Raw genomic sequence first — 20,590 nt, forward strand, 5'->3', positions numbered from 1 at the left:
GTTTGAGTGAAAATTATTTTGGCGCTGGGATTGTGTTTAATACTCCACGTATTTTCAGCCTCTGCTGAAAATAAAGAGACGCTATTGGTCGCCACCAACATCGAACCCCCCTATTCATATTTTGTTGATAATAAATATACTGGCATTAATGTCAAAATAATTACCTTGTTAGCTGAAAAGTTAAATTTGCAAGTCAAGTTTCTTCATTGTCCCTTTGCACGATGCTTATCCTTTTTAGAAATGGGACAAGCGGATGCGATTATTGGCCTTAGAAAAACAGCAGAAAGGAGCAAGTTTTTAACTTACTTAGATCAACCATTTAGTACGCAAACCTTCCCTTTACAGTTCTATATTAGACAAGACAGTGATCTTAATATTACCAATTACTCAGATTTAGCAAATTTGCGTATAGGCACCTTAAGAGCCGCTACATACTTTGACCGGTTTGATCACGATAACACTTTAAATAAAGTGGAAGTAGTAAATTATAATCAATTACTACAAATGCTTTTAAAAGATCGCATCGATACATTTTTAGAGCGTGAAGAATCAGTAAAACCTTGGATAGATAATGCCGAGTATAAACAAAAAATTAAACTTGCTGATTATTTATATAATCGTTCTGTAGACTCCTATATTGCCTTTTCAAAAAAGTCTCCTTTTTCCCAAGAAGTTGCGCTATTTTCTCAAATGCAAAAACAGCTTTTAGATAGTGGAGAAATTCAAGCCATTAGAAACAATAAATAATTCCTTTGAACAAATAATACTTTTAATGGTCTATCAAGCATCAAAAAATTATTATTTCGTCGTCTGGAAAAACAATTGTGCTAAAGGGATATTATCAAACCATATTACTCTCACTTGCTGTACATATTGTTATTTTTTATTTGATCAGTTTAACAACAGCCGTACCATCACTAACACGTGATACCACACCACAAGCCATCAAAAGTTTTCTGTATGTTCCACCAAAGCAAGAAAACACATCAGCACATGAACAAGTTGACAGTCGCACTCAAGAAGCGCCGCAAACAGATATCGAACCCATTACAATTCCCCAAGAACGGCCAAAAAGCGTAATAGCCGAAACATCTTCTGAACTTGAAATTGTTGAACAACCAACAAAAAATCCCGAAAAAACAACAACAAAAAACATTGATAATCCTGTGGTTAACCAACCGCCACGAAATTTTTCCGCATTTAGCCAGCTAAATAACCTACAAAAAAACCTCAATAACAAAATAATTGAACAAGAAAGTTATCGTTATAGTCAAAAAAAATCTGCTTCAATATTAGATGGCTCACCCAACCTTGTCCCTCATTCAACAAAGCAATTAACAACGGATGAAATAAAAAAGAAAACCAGCCAGCAAATTAGTTCTGATATTCAAATAACGAAAGGAGATGACGGGCGATGCACCATTGAAAGAGATTTAACCGCTGTCGGTATTGAGGGGGTTAAATCAGTGGAAGGTTTTAATTGTGGCAAATCTAAGTTCGATAAAAACTTCCAAGAACATATGAAAAAGGTCCTAAAAAAACTAGGGAAATAACATATTAAATGCAACTTCCTTTTCCTTTAAAGCATAAAAAAACCAGCATAATTGCTGGCTTTTCGATGACATAAAAATTTTAATATTAGGTAAATATTGCTTTCATTATCCAGAAGAAGACGATTGAAAGCCCGGCACCTACTGGTAAAGTGATAACCCAAGAAATAACAATATTTCGTACTACGCCTAAATTAATCGCGGCAATACCACGTGCCATTCCTACCCCTAATACCGCACCCACTAATGTTTGTGTTGTTGAAATAGGTAAACCAGCACCCGATGAAATAACAACCGTACATGCCGCAGCAAGCTCGGCAGCAAATCCACGACTTGGCGTTAGATGTGTAATTCCGTTACCAATAGTGGCGATAACTCGATGACCAAACAATGCCAAACCTGCAACAATACCTAAACCACCTAAAGGTAAAATCCACCAAACTAAGCTAGCTTTCTTCGCTATTTCACCACCGTTATCAACAATACTAACGACAGCCGCTAGTGGACCAATAGCATTAGCAACATCATTTGAACCGTGAGCGAATGCCATACAACAAGCAGTAACAATCATTAAGATAGCAAATACTTTCTCAACATTGCCATACTGACTCTTCTTATCAGCTTTCTCATCGAATTTAAGTTTAGTAATGAAATATTTACCAATTAAGGCAACAATCACCGCCACTAAAACCGCTAAATAATAACCGCCGGCACCTTTTAATTCAAAATTGTAAAAACCTAAATTTACATTGTCTAAACCAATATGCTTTAAGCCTTTTTTAATTGTGACTAACGACAAAACAAAACCGGCTAAAAACATATAAAAAGGCACGTAACGCTTAGCTTGATCTAATGGTTTATCCGTATCAAAAATAAGCTTTTGTGCGCTGTTAAAGATAATAAAAGCGATAACACCAGAAATAAGTGGGGTTATAATCCAACTACCGACAATACCGCCTACTTTACCCCAAGCCACTGTATCAGGGCTTATACCAATAGCGGCAAAACCAATGATTGCACCAACAATTGAGTGAGTGGTTGAAACAGGCCAACCTAATACAGACGCTACTAATAGCCAAGTTGCTGCAGCTAATAGGGCTGATATCATACCGAATACTAATAACTCCGGAATATCAATAAAGAAACCGGGGTCTATTATCCCTTTACGAATAGTCGAAGTTACTTCGCCACCCGCTAAATATGCGCCAGCAAATTCAAATACCATCGCAATGATAATTGCTTGTTTAATTGTCAGTGCTTTCGAACCAACCGAGGTTCCCATAGCATTCGCAACGTCATTTGCACCAATACCCCACGCCATAAAAAAACCTACTATGGCGGCGAGCATGACTAATGTAGAACCATGTTGTAATAAAATATCCATGACTGACCCTTATTTCCTAGCCAATAAAATTTCTAATCGAGCACCGACTCTTTCGGCTAAATCTGCTAGGTCTCCTACCCAATCGATAATTTGATATAAAAACATTACGTCAACTGGCTTTAAATCATCTTCAATTGCCAATAAGTTTTTACGGATAGTGATTTGTAAAGCATCAGTATCATCTTCAATAGCATCTAACTGTTGAATCATATTTTCAACATACTCTACTTCTCGGCCTCTAAAGCCCGTTTCAAGTAAGTCGTCTAATTCGTTAATTGCTTCAGCTGCTTTTTCAATCGCATCGATACAGCGCTTTACATATTGTTTAAATTCTTCATGCAATACTTCAGGCAAAGTTAACTTACGCCCTAAAATACGCCCTGCGATGTCTTTTGCTTTATTGGCAATTTTGTCTTGCTGCGAAAGCAATTCTAATAAATCAGCGCGATCAACAGGCATAAATAATCCGCCTGGTAACTCTAATCGTAATTGTCGTTTAAGATCGTCAGCATCACGCTCAAATTTTGAAATTTTTGTTCTGATTTTTCCTGCTGTAGCCCAATTTTCTTCGGTTACCGCTTCGAAAAAAGGAACAAGCTGCTTAGAACATTTAGACACCATTCGAATATGCTTTTCTAATGGTTTAAGTGGTGATTTTGCAAATACACCAAGAATTGAATTTCTGGCCATAATAGTTTTCCAGGAGCAATATCGCTCTTTGTTATTATTCGCGCGGATATTAACCCATTTATCACTATGAACAAAAGGATTAATGTCGAATTTATTACTTTTTCCTAAATAAAAAAAGACTATGTTAGAACGTGTCTAAAACATAGTCTATTTATCTTAAACTCTCTAATAAAAACACAAAGAGCGCTATTGCTCAACTATGATTTAACCTTAGAAAGTACGACAGTTTTAATAGTTTCCTGTAACTGTCAGTAACAATAGTTACTCAGGTGATGAATGACGAACTACCTTCCCTTTAACAAAATAGATGATATATTCACAAATATTTTGGCAACGATCGCCTATTCTTTCTAACGCTCGAGCTGACCATATAACACTCATAATTTGTGGGATAGAACGCGGGTCTTCCATCATATACGTCATCAATTGACGCATCAACGCTTCGTACTCACGATCAATTTTATCATCGGTTTTGTGTGCTTTAATGGCTGAATCAACGTCCATTCGGGTAAACGCATCCAGTGTTAATTGTAGATATTCGAGGACACGGCGACCTAAATTATCTAAATTAAGTAATAGTTCTTTATGATCTTTCGTTAAACTTTCTAATGCGACTTGAGCAATTTTCTGTGCTTCATCACCAATACGTTCAAGATCTGCAATGGTTTTAACAATTGCCATAATCAACCGTAAATCACCCGCCGCCGGCTGACGTTTCGCAATAATACGCGTACATTCATCATCAATGCTAACTTCTAATTCATTGATAGATTCATCACTTTTGAGTACTTTTTTGGCGAGATCTTCATTAGCATCACAGACTGACGTTAACGCATCGCTCAATTGTTTTTCAACTAAACCACCCATTTGCATGACATGATTAATCACACGCTCTAAATCTTCATTAAATTGCCCGGAAATATGACGGCCAATATTCATGTTATCCATATAATTCTCCTAACGCTTTAATTAGCCGTAACGCCCAGTAATATAGTCTTCGGTTTTCTTTTTAACCGGTGTCGTAAATAAGGTATTGGTGTCGCTATATTCAATAAGCTCTCCCATATACATAAACGCCGTTTGGTCAGAAACCCTAGCTGCCTGTTGCATATTATGAGTTACGATCACCACGGTAAATTGTTTTTTCAGATCATTAATTAATTCTTCAATGGTCAAGGTTGAAATAGGATCAAGCGCAGAGGTTGGCTCATCCAATAGCAAAACTTCAGGTTTTATCGCAATTGCTCGTGCAATAACCAAACGTTGTTGCTGACCACCTGACAAGCCTAACGCGCTGTCATGTAATCGATCTTTCACTTCATTCCAAAGGGCAGCACTTTTTAATGCTGTTTCAACCGCTTCATCAAGAACTCTGCGATTGTTCTCTCCCATAATTCGTAAACCATATACAACATTTTCATAAATGCTTTTCGGGAATGGATTAGGTCGTTGAAACACCATACCCACTTTTCGTCGAAGCGCAGCAACATCAACGTGTTTGTTATAAATGTTTTCGCCATGAAGGTTTATCTCGCCTTCAATTCGGCAATGATCAACTAAATCATTCATGCGATTGATACAGCGTAATAACGTTGATTTACCACAACCACTAGGGCCGATAAACGCTGTCACTTGTCCTTTAGGAATTGACATCGTGATATCTTGTAACGCTTGTTTATCACCGTAGTATAAATCTAAGTTTTTAATATCTAGCGCTTTTTGCTCTGCAGACATATTATTTAAATCAATCTTAGTTGTGCTATCTAATATTGTTTTAGGGCTAACAGAAATCATATTTTTCTCTACTATTCATCATTTTTTAATCGTTTCATTTGGTCGCTAAGCGACTCGAAGTAACATGCTTAAACCAGTTTAATGTTCCAACATGCGATACTTTTCACGTAATTTATTTCGTATTGAGACAGCAGTCATATTCAATGAAATAATGATCGTTACTAATAATAATGCTGTGGCATATACCAAGGGTCTTGCTGCTTCAACATTCGGGCTTTGAAAACCAACATCGTAAATATGAAAACCTAAGTGCATGAATTTTCTATCTAAATGTAAGAAAGGAAAGTTACCATCTAACGGTAAATTAGGTGCCATTTTCACCACCCCAACTAACATTAAAGGAGCAACTTCACCTGCCGCACGCGCAATAGCTAAAATTATACCTGTCATAATCGCAGGACTTGCTATTGGTAAAATGATTCGCCATAAGGTTTCTACTTTTGTCGCGCCTAAAGCCAAACTACCGTGTCTCATTGCCGCAGGAATACGAGATAAACCTTCTTCAGTTGACACAATCACCACAGGTAAAGTTAATATTGCTAATGTTATTGCTGACCACATAACACCAGGCGTACCAAACGTTGGACTTGGTAAAGTTTCAGGGTAGAAAATCTGATCTAAACTGCCGCCAACCATATAAACAAAAAAGCCTAACCCGAATACACCATAAACAATAGAAGGAACACCCGCTAAATTGATAACCGCTATTCTTAGCAGCTTAGTTAAGGCATTGTTTCCCGCATATTCGTGTAAATATATTGCCGCAATAACACCCATCGGAGAAACAATCACTGTCATTAGTAGGACCATTAAAACGGTGCCAAAAATAGCAGGAAACACACCACCTTCGGTATTGGCTTCTCTTGGGTCATCACTAACAAACACAGCTATTTGACTGAAAAACATCATCAGTTTTTCAAAAGAGTTCATTTGATTGTTATTGGTGACTTTTAAAATATCGGCAAAACTTACTGTGACAATTTGATCATCCATTGCACGTAGTTTAATTTGATCGCGTGCAGTTTCGTCGCGTAATGCTAATAACCTTTTTTCTAGTACTTGATACTTAGCTTGTAAAATGGCCACTTCATTGGCAATGTCTTGTGCTCTATCAAGCGTTAACGTTTCTTGTAATTTATGCTTACGCTCACGTAGTCGTAACCGTTCAAGTTGGTAATTTATTGCGCCAATCTCAACTTTTTGTAGCGTTTCAATCTTATCTTGTAGCTCAAGAACACGTGTTAACAAGCTAGGCAAGGTATCGATTGATACCGATTTTCCATCTTGAATAACCGCTTCAATAAAACCATAAAAATTACCATTCGTTCTTCGTTCTACCACAACTAACTTTTCTGGGGTAGATTGCTGAGTAATTTCAGGGACTAAAATCCAACGAAAATCTAAACTAACCAGTTCACGATTACCGGTTTTAATTAATAAACGCTCGACCGTTTCTTCACTCGGATCTAAGTCCAAATTCAAATGTACAAGTTGTTGGCTTGGAATACTTTCACGATCATAAATTTCACCAATAACTGTACTTGCATTTCCTTGATTATCCATCAATTCAAATTGATGAACTTGAGCCGGCCAAAAGTACGATAAACCTCGAGAAGCGATTAACCATAATAACCCCAATACTGAGATTAAACTTAGACTTACACCACCCGCTGATAACCATATCCAGGGTGAGCCTGATTTAAACCATTTATTCATTTTTCAGACCTCAACCTATAACGAACTATATTTTTCACGTAAACGCTGACGTACAAATTCAGCGAGCGTGTTAAACACAAAAGTAAAAATAAATAAGACAAATGCTGCCAAGAACAAAATTCTATAATGAGAACTACCAACCTCAGACTCAGGCATTTCAACCGCAATATTGGCCGCCAAAGTACGCATACCTTGGAAAATACTCCAATCTAAAATTGGCGTGTTACCTGTTGCCATTAATACGATCATCGTTTCACCAACCGCTCGACCTAAGCCCATCATGATTGCCGAGAAAATTCCTGGGCTAGCCGTTAATAACACAACTTTAATTAGTGTTTGCCACTGGGTAGCGCCTAAAGCTAAAGAGCCACTCGTTAAATGTTTCGGCACACTAAAAATTGCATCTTCTGCCATTGAAAAAATGGTCGGAATAACAGCAAATCCCATTGCAATGCCAACGACTAAAGCATTACGTTGATCAAAATCAATGCCTAAATCATTGGTAATATATTGTCGTATATCACCACCAAAGAGGTATGTTTCCATAACAGGAGATAAAGCGAATGCAAGATATGCAACCAAAATTAAAACCGGTATTAAAATAATAGGTGCCCATGTTTCTGGTATTTGCGCCTTTAATTCTTTAGGTAAGTTGTGCCATGCAAATGCCGTGATAAAAACCGAGATAGGCAACATAATAAATAATAAAGCAATTGCAGGTAAATTCGTTTCAATAATTGGTGCAAGCCACAAGCCCGCTAAAAACCCTAAAATAACGGTTGGTAAAGCTTCCATTAATTCAATCGTTGGTTTGACCTTTTTACGCAAGCCCGGTGTCATAAAATAGGCCGTATAAATGGCTGCGGTCAAAGCAATAGGTACAGCAAATAACATCGCGTACATCGCTGCTTTCATGGTGCCAAAAGAAATAGGCACTAACGAAAACTTGCCTTCAAAGTCATCAGAACCTGAGGTAGATTGCCAAATATATTCAGCTTCTGGATAACCTTCATACCAAACTTCTTGCCAAAGTGCTTGCCAAGTCACTTCTGGATGTTCATTTTTAACTGAGAATAATTGAAATTGATTATTCGTAAACATTAATAAGCCATCAGATCTTGGTGAAATAACGAAAGAATCAGGGATATTATTCGTTAAATTGCCACGCCATAAATCGGCCTCACTGGTGGTATAAAAAGTGCCCATTTCGCCAGAATCGGTAAAGGTATAAAAGCTTTTTCGAAACTGCTCGGTATGAATTTGACGAACCGCTTCCGTATCACTTACGTTAAAAGTTCTTATTTGTTTAAATTGACGACCATTGTCCGTAGCCACTTCAAACCATTGACTCACTTTACCATTACTGTCACCCAACAACACTGAACTGCCACCTGACAGTAATGCCATAGCCGTAATGTGCATTGGTTTTTCTCGGCTTTGGGCAAGTTGAGGAATAATTGTAGCTTTTAATTCAACATCACTATCATCAGATAAATCAAACACTAATACTTGATCACCATTTTGAATAAACGCCATAGCAAGATCAGGCGTAACCAAAACTTCATCTACTTGATTAGTAGAAAGATCAATGGTTTGGTATTCAATTTCATAGCTAGGATCATACGAAAAATCATCTTCAGCAATTAAAGTGGTTTTAATTAACCGTTGGTCTTGTGTAAAACCAATAAAAACGGCTTTCTCGTCGTTCATGGCAAAAGATAAATGGGTAAATTCAGCGCCTTGCTCGTCAACAGCAATAGATTCTTCACCTAACGGATAGCTAATATGCGGGATAACTTCTCTCGCTCCCGTGTCATAACTTGTTTGAAATTTTGGTGAAATTAAGAACACATGATTATTTTCATCGAGCAATAATTTATAATTTTCGCCCGCATCAATCACATTGGTTATTTTACTGTCACTGATCGATTCTTGAAACGTAAGAGCAACCTTTTTATCATCCGTTAATATCTGATGATCAGGCTTTAAAGCATAGTAATTAATATTACCACTTGTGTTGATTGTATAAGCTAACTCTTGTAATTCATCTAAGCCCGTAGCTAGAACCTGTTGTTCATTTTCAATAGCAAATGACGCAACAGGTGAAATGGTAGCTGATTCAAAAACAGGCTTTATTACATAGAGTAAATACATAAAAATCAGCACTAGGGTAAATAACACACTAATACCACCGAGTGTTATTAACCATTTAGCTAATGAATTCTTAACCTGACGTATGCCGACTGATTTAAGCGCGATTGACACTGATAAACACCTTAAAAGATAGAAATTATCCAATTGGCGAAAGTATAAGACAGTTATGTGACACTTTTGTGACAGCAAAACTTTTCAATCAATAATAACGAGAATATTTTGAAAAGTGCCGTAAAGGTTATTGTTAAATAGCAATAACTTGTTTATCTTTTAATGATGTTTATCTGACTGAATTTAGCTAAGGTAATTAAATGTCGTTAAGCTCATTTATGACCAAAGATGTTATTACGCTTGATATTGATGATAACTTATCAAAAGCAAAACAAATATTTGAACAACACAACATTCATCATATTTTAATCAAAAATGGTATAGAGCTTGCCGGCATTATTACCGATCGTGATTTATATAAACATTTGAGCCCCAATGTAGGTACAAAAAAAGAAACCCCAAAAGATACGGTTCTGCTCAGTAAGAAAATTCATTTAATCATGAGTAGAGAAATTGTGACCGCAAATGAAAATACCTCATTAAATGAGGCAGTTTTATTGTTTCACGATCATCATATTTCATGCTTACCGATAGTGGATAAAAACTTCCATCCAATAGGCATTATTTCATGGCGCGACATACTTAAAATCATCGCAATTCAATATCGCATGAAATTAGCAAAACAAAATAAAAATTCAGATATTCAAATTCTTTAAGAACTACACGACAACATAGAACAACCGGCTTTATTTTTCGCCCATGTTGGACGTTTTACCGCATAGTGCTCGAATGCCTTTTGTTCGTCATAAGGCGTTTGTAATACCTGTAGCAATTCTTCAATCATCGAATAATCCCCTTGCTCAGCTTTTTCTATCGCCTGCTGAGCTAAGTAATTTCTTAATACGAACTTAGGATTTACTGCATCCATCGCCTGTTGGCGTTGTTGTTGCGTGCTTGTATTTAATGTCAGTCGTTGTTGATAATCAGATAACCAGATTGAAAACGGTTCAAAATAATTATCCGCTAACGGAATATCTTGATAAAAACAATCTAAGAAATGTGCTTGCCATAAATTGGCTTGTTGGGGTAATGATGACAGCGCTCGATAAAACAGGGTCATATCAATGTCAATGCTCATCATGAGTTTTTCTAAACGATTAAATAAAGCCGCGTCGTTTTCTACAATTAACGAATCAAACCCTACCTTAGCTTGCATCATTTTTTGCCACGCTTGTTCATAATTTACCGCATAATCATTTAAAATTTTATTCAGTGGTTCAGCATCTTCAATTAACGAATAAATGGCATTTCCTAACTGAAATAAATTCCATTGGCCAATTTCAGGCTGACGACCAAAACTGTAACGTTTACCATGAGCGTCGGTAGTGTTTGGCGTCCAGGTTAAGTCAAACGCATCAATCCAGCCGTATGGCCCATAATCAATAGTTTCACCAATGATCGACATATTATCAGTATTCATCACACCATGAACAAAACCTACTCGCATCCAATCAACGATTAATTGGCAGGTTTTTTCACTAATTTCTTGATACCACTTTAAATAAACTTCAGGACTTGGCTCGCCTAAATGAGCAAAGTTTTGTCTAATAGAAAAATCGACCATTTGCTTTAATAATGCTTTATCACCACGCATGGCGGGCAATTGAAAGCTGCCAAAGCGCATAAATGAAGACGATACTCGGCAAACCACGGCTCCTAATTCTAATTGTGGATTCCCGTCATAAAACATGTCTCTTGTCACTTTATCCCCCGTTAAACATAAACTTAACGCGCGAGTAGTTGGGATCCCTAAATGAAACATAGCCTCAGAGCATAAGTACTCTCGGATGGATGAGCGAAGCACAGCTAAACCATCGGCATGACGAGAATAAGGCGTTTTGCCCGCTCCTTTTAATTGTAGTGTTTGTAAGCCTTTATTTTCAGTGTGAACTTGACCTAAATTAATTGCTCTGCCATCTCCTAATTGCCCTGCCCACTGGCCAAATTGATGACCTCCATAATTCATAGCATATGGCTGCATACCGTTAATAATTTTATTACCGGTTAGCACGTCAGCAATCGTTTTATCTTGAATATCTTTTGGAGAAAATCCTAATTCATACGCTAAAGATTCATTCATAGAAACCAGTGACGGTTGTTGAGTTTTTTGTGGATTTACATACGAAAATGCCGCATTTTCAACTTGTCTTGGAAAAACATCTTGTTGTATATCTGCAGGCAGAAGAAGAGTAAATTGATTATCAATTTTCAAACTAAAAGGTTGGTTCATAAAGGTCAAAGCAAAATGGCATGTAACGCTAATTCTATCTCAAACGAGCAAAAGCCTAAAGCAAAGTTCATGTATTCAACAAAAGAAAATAAACACCATTTACCCTGTAAAAATGGTGCTTAATTATCCTTAAACTTTAAATGTTTTCGCAATGTCTTGTAGTGTGGTTGCTAGCAAAGCTTGCTCTTTCGCTGTTGCCGCAATTTGAGCGGCTCCGGTTGTTGTTTCTGTCGACTTTTCTTCAATAGATACAACATTTTGTGCCACATCTTCAGTAACCACAGACTGTTCCTCTATAGCGGTAGCCACTTGTTCAGTCATGGTAAATATATTACTTACTGCCCCTGAAATGCTTTCTAATGTCAATTCTACATTTTTAGAATTTTCAACGGCATCCACGGCTTTTTGCTGACTTTGTTCGATAACATTAAACGCAGCATTTGCATCGGATTGTAAAGAGGTAATAAAACCTTCTATTTCAGCAGTAGATTGTTGAGTGCGTTGTGCAAGTGTTCTTACTTCGTCGGCTACAACCGCAAAACCTCGACCTTGCTCGCCGGCCCTTGCAGCTTCAATAGCAGCATTTAAAGCGAGTAAATTTGTTTGCTCCGCTACAGATTTTATTACATCAACCACGTTAGTTATATTTTGGCTACTCTCGTGTAAATTGTTTATTTGTTTTGCTAAACCGTCAATTTCCTGTGCTAGATCTTCAATAGCATGATACGACTGTTGAACAACCGCCAAGCCATTTTGCGCCTGACTATCTGCGTCTCTAGCAGAGTCTGCTGTTAATTGAGTATTACTTGCCACTTCTTTTACTGTTGCGGATAACTCTTCTACGGCGGTCGCAATTAATCCAATTCTTTCTTGCTGCTCTAACATAGAGGCAGAATTATACTCACAAGTTTGTGACGTTTCTTCTGCAGCTGAGGCTAAAGTTAAACTTGACGAAGATATTTCATTAATCGCCCCAGAGAAGGTACTTAAAGTTAAATTTAATCCTGAAGCAATTTGTCCTAACTCGCTGGCACTTTCACCTTCAACCCGTGCCGTTAAATCATTATCAGATCTGACTCTCGTCATCACTTGCGTTAGTGCATTAACTCTTGACGTTAAATCTTTGATAGTAAAAAAACTGATAAGTGCAGCAAAAATAATTAATAAAAGACTGAGTAATATATTGATGATAAAGGCATAAAAGGCATCTTTCTTCTTCACTGTTTTCATGGATAACAAGCGATTTGATAGCCCGACTTCTATTTGTTTAAGTTGACCAATGCGTTGAGTTGATTGTTCAAACCAATAAAGTGCATCGATTGAGAAATTTCGTTGCGTATTTTGCGCGACCTCTCTAATTCTATCAACTTCCGACACAGAAGGATGAGCTAACTTTTCCTTAAATAACGCAATGGTTTCAGCGTTCGCAAAAGCAATAAAATTAGCAAAGTAAGTATTTTGCTGAGTCACTAACGCAATAAATTTAACAAACATACCGGGTGAAAACTCATCCTTTGCAAAAGTGTTACTTAATACAGCTCTTTCAATTCCCGCCCTCTCTTTGCCTTGTAAAAAATTATAATACGCCGTGATTACTTTCGTGACATCTGCATTAGTACTCGACTCAGCAATTACACTAGCAACTTTTAATAACTTGCTGTTTAAGTTGGTATAAAAACCAATGGCATCACCAACCGGAATACTTAAACCACTGACTTGTTGTCTGATTTGGTTTAACTCATTTAATTCCGCTTGAATTTGCTGGTTTAGTTGCATTATTGCTGGTTGTTCAAAATCATTACTGCTAAGAAACTTTTGGGTAATAGCCTGCTTTTTATCAGTTTCAGCACGCTGGCTTTCTATTTCTGAGGTAAATTTTGTTCCACTTGAACCTAGAAAACCCGCCGTCATCCCTCGCTCTTTTTGTAATTCATGCACTAACTCACTGTACGTTACCGATAACTCTGTCAACTGTGAAAGTTGTGCCATTTCCTTATTCACTAAATAGCTTTTTGTGATTGCAGAAATACTTAACCAAATAAAGCCAATTAACGGTAAAGCGAGTAATAAAAGAATTTTATTTTTAAAAGAAACATCAGCAAGTATCATTATTCATCCCTAAATGAGGCGATTTTGGTTTTTCCAAAAGTAGTTATAAGTTTAAAATACAAACAAGAAGTGTGAGTGTAATAATTACTCAAATACAACATAGCATTTTTAGTTTATTTTATATTTGATTTAGCGCAATTATTCAGATTAATTTATACATAAATACAATAAAAACTTATTAAAACGACCAGGTGGCCATTCCTTTTAATGATCTTTTGATGAGATATAACACAATAAAAAAACCGATTGAAATAATATTCAATCGGTTTTTATTATGCAGAAATTAAGAATTAACGGTAATTATGTTCCCTAATTTTAGGGGGTATTACTTTAATTAAGCCCATTAATTATTATGCAATATTAGCAAATTGATTCATGGTATTGTCTTTACCGCCGGCTTTTAATGCTGCTTCACCTGCAAAGTAACCTTTATGATCATCACCCATATCTGAACCCGCCATGTTCTGATGTTTCACACAAGCAATACCTTGACGTATTTCTTTACGTTGAACACCGGCTACATAACCTAACATCGCTTGGTCACCAAAATACTCTTTAGCTAAGTTATCTGTTGATAAAGCAGCTGTATGGTAAGTAGGTAAAGTAATCAAATGATGGAAAATTCCGGCATCTTTGGCTGCATCGGCTTGGAAGGTACGAATTTTTTCATCAGCGGTAATGGCTAATTCAGTATTATCGTATTCTTCGCTCATTAAACGATCTCGATCGTAACTTGAAACATCTTTCCCCGCTTCTAACATCGCATCAAAAATTTGCTGACGGAAATTTAATGTCCAGTTAAACGAAGGAGAATTGTTATAAACCAACTTAGCATTAGGTACAACTTTCTTAATTTCGTCGATCATGCCGCCAATTTGACCAATATGTGGCTTCTCTGTTTCAATCCAGATTAAATCAGCACCATTTTGTAATGACGTGATACTATCAAGAATACAACGTGCTTCGCCGGTTCCTTTTTTAAATTGAAACAAGTTACTTGGTAAACGCTTAGGGCGAACTAATTTACCGTTTTGCTTGATAACTACATCGCCATTTCCTAACTCGTTTTCAGACACTTCATCACAATCTAAAAAGCTATTATATTGATCACCTAAGTCTCCAGGCTCTTTTGTTACCGCGATTTGCTTGGTTAAACCTGCGCCTAAAGAGTCGGTACGTGCAACAATAACGCCATCATCAATGCCAAGCTCCATAAAGGCATAACGCACGGCATTAATTTTTGCTAAGAAATCTGCATGAGGAACTGTTACTTTTCCGTCTTGGTGACCACATTGTTTTTCATCAGACACTTGGTTTTCTATTTGAATACAACAAGCACCGGCTTCAATCATTTGTTTCGCCATTAAATAGGTTGCTTCTGCGTTACCAAAACCGGCATCAATATCAGCAATAATTGGCACAACATGTGTTACATAACCATCAATTTTACTTTGCACTTCGGCTTCTTTTACTTGATCGCCACTTTCTTTAGCTGCGTCTAACTCTCGAAATAAACCACCTAATTCGCGAGCATCCGCTTGACGTAAAAAGGTATATAATTCTTCAATAAGTGAAGCAACCGATGTTTTTTCATGCATCGATTGATCGGGTAAAGGACCAAATTCAGAACGCAATGCAGCAACCATCCAACCAGAAAGATATAAATAGCGTCGGTCAGTATTTTCAAAATGCTTCTTAATTGAGATCATTTTTTGTTGACCAATAAAACCATGCCAGCAGCCCAGAGATTGAGTGTATTTACTAGAATCTTTATCATAAGCATCCATATCTTTACGCATGATTGCCGCCGTATATTTTGCAATGTCTAAACCGGTTTTAAATTGATTTTGAATACGCATACGCGCTACTGATTCTGCATCAATGGCTTGCCAGTTATTTTGTGCATTAATTTGGTTTTCTATTGTGGCTATTTCTTCGCGGTAATTAATCATTTCATCTCTCCCGGCACTTCAGTGCGTTATCAATAAGCTTTCCAGTTTTTTGTAATTCGATTGGTAAGTTGTCATACCGAACAACAAAAAGGTTAATCGATCCAAAGTGCATTAATGAAATATATAATTTCTATCACCAGTATTCACAATAGAAATAAAGGGTTTTATAGTATCTACTTTTCCTTTAAATCCAACAAGTAAGCATTACGTTTAGTAGCAAAGTTTTTTTAATCTCTATCAATAAACAACGTCTAGTACTAATTTCTACTTGCAAAGCTCGCCTAACAATGACATATACTTAATTTATGATTTTTATAAAGAGCATTTAGTATATGAATATATCTAAGATCGATTTAAACCTACTGATTTATTTGGATGTGTTACTAAGGGAGAAAAACGTTACTCGTGCAGCTAGCCAACTTAATATTACCCAACCGGCGATGAGTAACGGCTTAAAACGATTAAGAACGCTTTTTAATGATCCTATTTTGGTAAGAACGTCAGACGGTATGGTACCTACCGAACGTGCTCGCGCTTTATCGCCTGTCATCAGAAAAATATTGTTAGAATTAGAAGAAGCCCTACAAGGCGAAGAAGAATTTAATGAACAGCATAGCCAACGCGTATTTAGGATCATGGCAAGCGATTATGCTGCTTCAACCCTGCTACCGGGCTTACTTAGAAAAATCAACCAGGTAGCGCCAAACGTTATCATAGATATTATGACGCCAAGTGATGTTAATTTTCATGATGTAGAAGCGGGAAAAATTGATATGGCGATCAATCGCTTTGATGATTTACCTCAGTCTTTCCATCAAAAAACCATCTGGCGCGATACTTTTGCTTGTTTACTCAGTGCTGATAACGAGGTTGTGACTAAGTTTAACCTCAATAGTTACTTAGCTTCTAAGCATGTCTGGGTGTCAAAAACGGGCTTTGGTATCGGCGTTGGTATGGATCCAAAAGATATTCAAAAACTTGGCTGGGTAGACGAAGCGTTAGCACGATTAGGTAAAAAACGAGACATTAAAGTTTTTACCCGTAATTACCATGTTGCAATGAAACTCGCCCACGAAGATGGTTTAGTGGCAACTTTACCGACCAAAGCCGCCATGTTGCATAAAGATGATGCATCTTACACTATTTTAAAGCCTCCTTTTGAGATCCCAGATATTGAATTAAAAATGATCTGGAGTCCATTATTACACCATGATGCTAGTCATATATGGTTCAGACAGTTAGTGATAGAAGCGGCAAAGGAACATGAAAATAGTTAGCACTTACTTATGTTGAATTTACTATATACACTCTTATTTATTGCTACATGCCTAATTATCGGTTATGTCATTAATCATATATTTGGCGGTTTGCCGGCAAGTTTATATGGCATGATGGCTTTTACTTTAATGCTACATTTTCGTTTATGTGATGCCACTCGCGTTAAAACGTCAATTGCTTGGGGAATTAAAAATATGGGTGTGTGTTTTGTTCCGGCGGGAGTAGGCATCATCAACCACTTTCAGTTAATCAAAACACATGGGTTGATGCTGGTTGCCATTACTTTTATCGGCACCTTATTAGTACTAACTTTCGTTGGCCTGTTATTTCAACGCCTTGAAAATAAGGCAAATTCACTTGATTAGTTTATCAATACTTACTGATATATTTATTTATAATGGTATTACGTTAACGGTTTATCAAGGATTTGCTTGGCTGCAAAATAAAACCGGTAAGATATGGCTAAATCCTATGTTATTGTGCATTTTTGTGCTTATTTTCATGATCACTTTTCTAGAGATTGATTATCAACAATATCGCCAATCCACAAATATACTACGTAACTTACTTGAGCCTGCCGTGGTTGCGCTTGGCTTTCCACTTTATCAACACTTAAATTCGATGAAGTCTCAATGGAAACAAATCGTCTACTTTTTAACAATAACGATAAGTATATTGCTCTCAATGAGTTATGTATTAACGATGATTTTGATAAATTCACCGTCAATTGCCGTTTCATTATCATTCAAATCTATCACTACGCCTGTTGGCATAGCTTTAACAGAACAACTTAATGGCAATTCTGCAATTACAGCATTTGCGATAATATTAGCAGGACTTTTTGGCGCTATTTTTGGCATAAAATGGTTAACTTTTATTAAGGTTACTTCGCCAAAAGCACAAGGATTAGCGATAGGAACGGCGAGTCACGCGTTAGGTACGGCAACAATTAGTCAGTTAAGTTTTCAACATGCTGCTTATAGTTCATTAGCATTAATTATTTCAGCAACGATCACCGCCATTATATCCCCGTCTTTAGTTCATCAGCTCAATTCATGGTTCTTCTAGGCTAGGTCCTCATCTAACTTACATTCATATAAAAAACCACAAAAACCATCACTATTCATAAAATAAATAGTAGGTATTGAAAATGACAATACATCACTTAATTAAGTCACAAAAAGAGAAACCTAATGAATAACCTTATAATTTACATAGAGTTAATTAAAGCAAAAATAACCTCTTTTATTAAAAGCTCTAAAAAAATATTTTTTGACAATGTTGAGCTATTGCTTGTTTAGCAGAAAATTTTTACATTCATCGCTAGAAACTGAAATAAACAATGAAAACTTTCTAATTTAAATCATGTAAGGAATTACTTATGTCTCCAAGAACCAAGATTGCCAATTTACAAGTAGCACAATGCCTTTATGATTTTATTGAACAAGACGTACTGGCCGGCCTATCTTTCGACTCTAATCATTTTTGGCAAAACTTTGCCAACGTTATAGAAAATTTAATGCCCCTGAATAAAAAACTGCTGGCAACAAGAGAGTCATTGCAATTACAAATTGATCAATGGCATCAGTCACATCAAGGTGAAGCATTTAACTTTACAGACTATAAAGCCTTTCTTTCTGAAATTGGCTACTTAGTGCCGCAGGTAGAAGATTTTCACATCTCTACCGAACATGTGGATAAAGAATTAGCCACCATGGCAGGGCCACAATTAGTAGTACCAATCATGAATGCAAGATTCGCACTAAATGCAGTGAACGCCCGCTGGGGAAGTTTATATGATGCACTTTACGGCACAGATATAATTCCAGAAACAGATGGCGCAGAACGAGCGGGTAATTATAATCCGGTTCGCGGAACTAAAGTTATTGCTTTTGCTCGTGACTTCCTTGACACACATATACCATTAAAGAGCGGCTCACATCATCAAGCTAAACAATACAGTTTGGTTGATAATACCTTAACTATTACCTTAGATAATGGTGAAAAAACAAGCTTACAATCTCCTGAGCAATACCTGGCTTTTCAAGGAGAAACAAGTGCGCCATCTTGCCTGTTATTTATTAATAACGGTTTGCATTTTGAATTAAATTTCAATAATGAAAGTGTCATTGGCCAGAGCGATAAAGCAGGTATCAGTGATATTACTCTAGAGTCAGCGTTAACCACTATTATGGATTGTGAAGACTCTGTTGCAGCAGTAGATGCAGAAGATAAAGTGCTTGCCTACAAAAATTGGCTCGGTTTAAACAAAGGCGAGTTAACGGAAAACATTACTAAAAACGGCAAAAGTTTTGTACGTGCAATGGCACCAGATCGTCACTATAAAACAACTAAGGGTAACGAGCTGAATTTAAAAGGCCGAAGCTTAATGTTTATTCGCAACGTTGGTCATTTAATGACAAATAATGCCATTTTAACATCAACTGGCGAAGAAGTGCCTGAAGGTATTCTTGATGCAATGATCACTTCATTAATCGCCCTTTACGATATTAAAGACAAAACGCAACTTAACAATAGCGCTGAACAGTCTATCTATATTGTTAAGCCTAAAATGCATGGCCCTGAAGAAGTTGCCTTTGCAAATTTATTGTTTGAACAAGTAGAACAAGCGTTATCTTTAGTAAAAAACACCATTAAAATTGGCATTATGGATGAAGAAAGACGCACCAGTGTAAATTTAAAAGCTTGTATATTCGCGGCAAAAGAACGAGTGGTATTTATTAATACCGGCTTTTTAGATAGAACGGGCGATGAAATTCATACCTCAATGCTAGCAGGCGCCATGGAACGCAAAGCCGACATAAAACTAACGCCTTGGATTAATGCATACGAAGATAACAATGTTGATATTGGTTTAGCCTGTGGTTTTAGTGGCAAAGCTCAAATAGGGAAAGGTATGTGGCCAATTCCAGATCAAATGGCAAATATGCTAGCGACTAAAATTAATCATGTTGAAGCAGGAGCAAATACCGCATGGGTACCTTCACCGACGGCCGCAACTCTTCATGCATTACATTATCATCGCGTAAATGTTTTTGAATTACAAAAAAGCATTCAGCGACGTACTCCTGCCAATGTGGATGATATTTTAACCATTCCTCTCGCGAAAGATACAAACTGGTCAAACACTGAAATTCAACACGAACTTGATAATAACGCTCAAGGAATTTTAGGTTATGTAGTGCGATGGATTGATCAAGGCGTAGGATGTTCAAAGGTACCAGATATAAATGATGTTGGCCTAATGGAAGACAGAGCAACACTTCGAATTTCAAGTCAACATATGGCTAATTGGTTAAAACATAATATCTGTAGCAAAGAAATGGTGTTGGCAAGTCTAAGTAAAATGGCAAAAATCGTTGATAGTCAAAATAGTGCAGACCCGTTATACACCAAGATGACTGATGATTTAGACAATAGCATTGCATTTCAAGCAGCCTGTGACCTAGTGTTTAAAGGCGAAGAGCAACCTAATGGTTACACTGAACCCTTGTTGCATCAATTTCGATTAAAGAAGAAACAAAGTCACTCGTTGTAAAAGTCATTTGCAGTAATAGTAAACAAACTTAATATTGAAAAGGTAAAAGTGTATTTTTTACCT

Annotated in this window: 16 protein-coding genes; 7 read left to right on the forward strand and 9 right to left on the reverse strand. The window is 36.8% G+C overall.

From position 1 onward, the window contains the following. Positions 1 to 6: 6 nt before the first annotated feature. Both Q4493_RS02455 and Q4493_RS02460 read left to right on the forward strand, forming a co-directional pair. Entirely contained in the window at positions 7 to 747 is a 741-nt protein-coding gene (locus tag Q4493_RS02455; RefSeq protein ID WP_303449161.1) for an ABC transporter substrate-binding protein, read from the forward strand. A gap of 77 nt (positions 748 to 824) precedes the next feature. Continuing rightward, on the forward strand, positions 825 to 1,553 hold the full coding sequence (locus Q4493_RS02460) for a hypothetical protein (RefSeq protein WP_303449162.1): 729 nt from the start codon (positions 825 to 827) through the stop codon (positions 1,551 to 1,553). An 85-nt stretch (positions 1,554 to 1,638) separates the two neighbouring features. Here the strand turns inward: Q4493_RS02460 and Q4493_RS02465 are convergent, their stop codons facing one another. The 6 genes from Q4493_RS02465 to Q4493_RS02490 all read right to left on the reverse strand — a co-directional run bounded on the left by Q4493_RS02465 (position 1,639) and on the right by Q4493_RS02490 (position 9,288). Further along, on the reverse strand, positions 1,639 to 2,934 hold the full coding sequence (locus Q4493_RS02465; protein ID WP_303449163.1) for an inorganic phosphate transporter: 1,296 nt from the start codon (positions 2,932 to 2,934) through the stop codon (positions 1,639 to 1,641). A gap of 9 nt (positions 2,935 to 2,943) precedes the next feature. Further along, positions 2,944 to 3,624 carry a TIGR00153 family protein gene (locus Q4493_RS02470; protein ID WP_303449165.1) on the reverse strand — a complete coding sequence of 227 codons (681 nt, stop codon included), beginning with the start codon at positions 3,622 to 3,624 and terminating at the stop codon, positions 2,944 to 2,946. Positions 3,625 to 3,885: 261 nt separating this feature from the next. Further along, complete coding sequence (gene phoU, locus Q4493_RS02475) at positions 3,886 to 4,572, reverse strand: phosphate signaling complex protein PhoU (RefSeq protein WP_303449167.1); 687 nt, start codon at positions 4,570 to 4,572, stop codon at positions 3,886 to 3,888. A gap of 21 nt (positions 4,573 to 4,593) precedes the next feature. Then, entirely contained in the window at positions 4,594 to 5,418 is an 825-nt protein-coding gene (gene pstB, locus Q4493_RS02480; protein ID WP_303449169.1) for a phosphate ABC transporter ATP-binding protein PstB, read from the reverse strand. Between the two features lie 78 nt (positions 5,419 to 5,496). After that, positions 5,497 to 7,134 carry a phosphate ABC transporter permease PstA gene (gene pstA / locus Q4493_RS02485; RefSeq protein ID WP_303449171.1) on the reverse strand — a complete coding sequence of 546 codons (1,638 nt, stop codon included), beginning with the start codon at positions 7,132 to 7,134 and terminating at the stop codon, positions 5,497 to 5,499. 15 nt (positions 7,135 to 7,149) lie between these two features. Further along, a complete protein-coding gene (locus tag Q4493_RS02490) occupies positions 7,150 to 9,288 on the reverse strand; it encodes an ABC transporter permease subunit (RefSeq protein ID WP_303449559.1) in 2,139 nt (712 codons plus the stop codon). A gap of 311 nt (positions 9,289 to 9,599) precedes the next feature. On the opposite strand from Q4493_RS02490, the gene Q4493_RS02495 reads away from it, so the two are divergent. After that, positions 9,600 to 10,055 carry a CBS domain-containing protein gene (locus tag Q4493_RS02495; RefSeq protein ID WP_303449173.1) on the forward strand — a complete coding sequence of 152 codons (456 nt, stop codon included), beginning with the start codon at positions 9,600 to 9,602 and terminating at the stop codon, positions 10,053 to 10,055. On the opposite strand, the gene Q4493_RS02500 is transcribed toward Q4493_RS02495, so the two are convergent. The 3 genes from Q4493_RS02500 to Q4493_RS02510 form a co-directional block, all read right to left on the reverse strand. Further along, positions 10,052 to 11,629 carry a YdiU family protein gene (locus tag Q4493_RS02500; protein ID WP_303449175.1) on the reverse strand — a complete coding sequence of 526 codons (1,578 nt, stop codon included), beginning with the start codon at positions 11,627 to 11,629 and terminating at the stop codon, positions 10,052 to 10,054. The two genes, Q4493_RS02495 and Q4493_RS02500, sit on opposite strands and share 4 nt — an antisense overlap. Before the next feature lie 129 nt (positions 11,630 to 11,758). Continuing rightward, positions 11,759 to 13,738 (reverse strand): methyl-accepting chemotaxis protein, encoded by a 1,980-nt coding sequence (locus Q4493_RS02505; protein WP_303449176.1) that lies wholly within the window; start codon positions 13,736 to 13,738, stop codon positions 11,759 to 11,761. Positions 13,739 to 14,088: 350 nt separating this feature from the next. Continuing rightward, positions 14,089 to 15,690 carry an isocitrate lyase gene (locus Q4493_RS02510; RefSeq protein ID WP_303449177.1) on the reverse strand — a complete coding sequence of 534 codons (1,602 nt, stop codon included), beginning with the start codon at positions 15,688 to 15,690 and terminating at the stop codon, positions 14,089 to 14,091. Positions 15,691 to 16,022: 332 nt separating this feature from the next. On the opposite strand from Q4493_RS02510, the gene Q4493_RS02515 reads away from it, so the two are divergent. From Q4493_RS02515 to Q4493_RS02530, 4 genes are all read left to right on the forward strand, one after another. Then, positions 16,023 to 16,967, forward strand: coding sequence for a LysR family transcriptional regulator (locus tag Q4493_RS02515; RefSeq protein WP_303449178.1), 945 nt, complete (start codon positions 16,023 to 16,025; stop codon positions 16,965 to 16,967). A 9-nt stretch (positions 16,968 to 16,976) separates the two neighbouring features. Continuing rightward, positions 16,977 to 17,333, forward strand: a complete 357-nt coding sequence (locus Q4493_RS02520; protein ID WP_303449180.1) for a CidA/LrgA family protein — start codon at positions 16,977 to 16,979, stop codon at positions 17,331 to 17,333. Further along, on the forward strand, positions 17,326 to 18,036 hold the full coding sequence (locus Q4493_RS02525; RefSeq protein WP_303449181.1) for an LrgB family protein: 711 nt from the start codon (positions 17,326 to 17,328) through the stop codon (positions 18,034 to 18,036). Before Q4493_RS02520 ends, Q4493_RS02525 begins: the two co-directional genes overlap by 8 nt. Before the next feature lie 313 nt (positions 18,037 to 18,349). Then, positions 18,350 to 20,527, forward strand: coding sequence for a malate synthase G (locus Q4493_RS02530; RefSeq protein ID WP_303449183.1), 2,178 nt, complete (start codon positions 18,350 to 18,352; stop codon positions 20,525 to 20,527). The last annotated feature ends 63 nt before the right edge of the window (positions 20,528 to 20,590 follow it).

It is taken from the genome of Colwellia sp. 1_MG-2023 (assembly GCF_030546755.1).
GTDB lineage: Bacteria > Pseudomonadota > Gammaproteobacteria > Enterobacterales > Alteromonadaceae > Thalassotalea_H.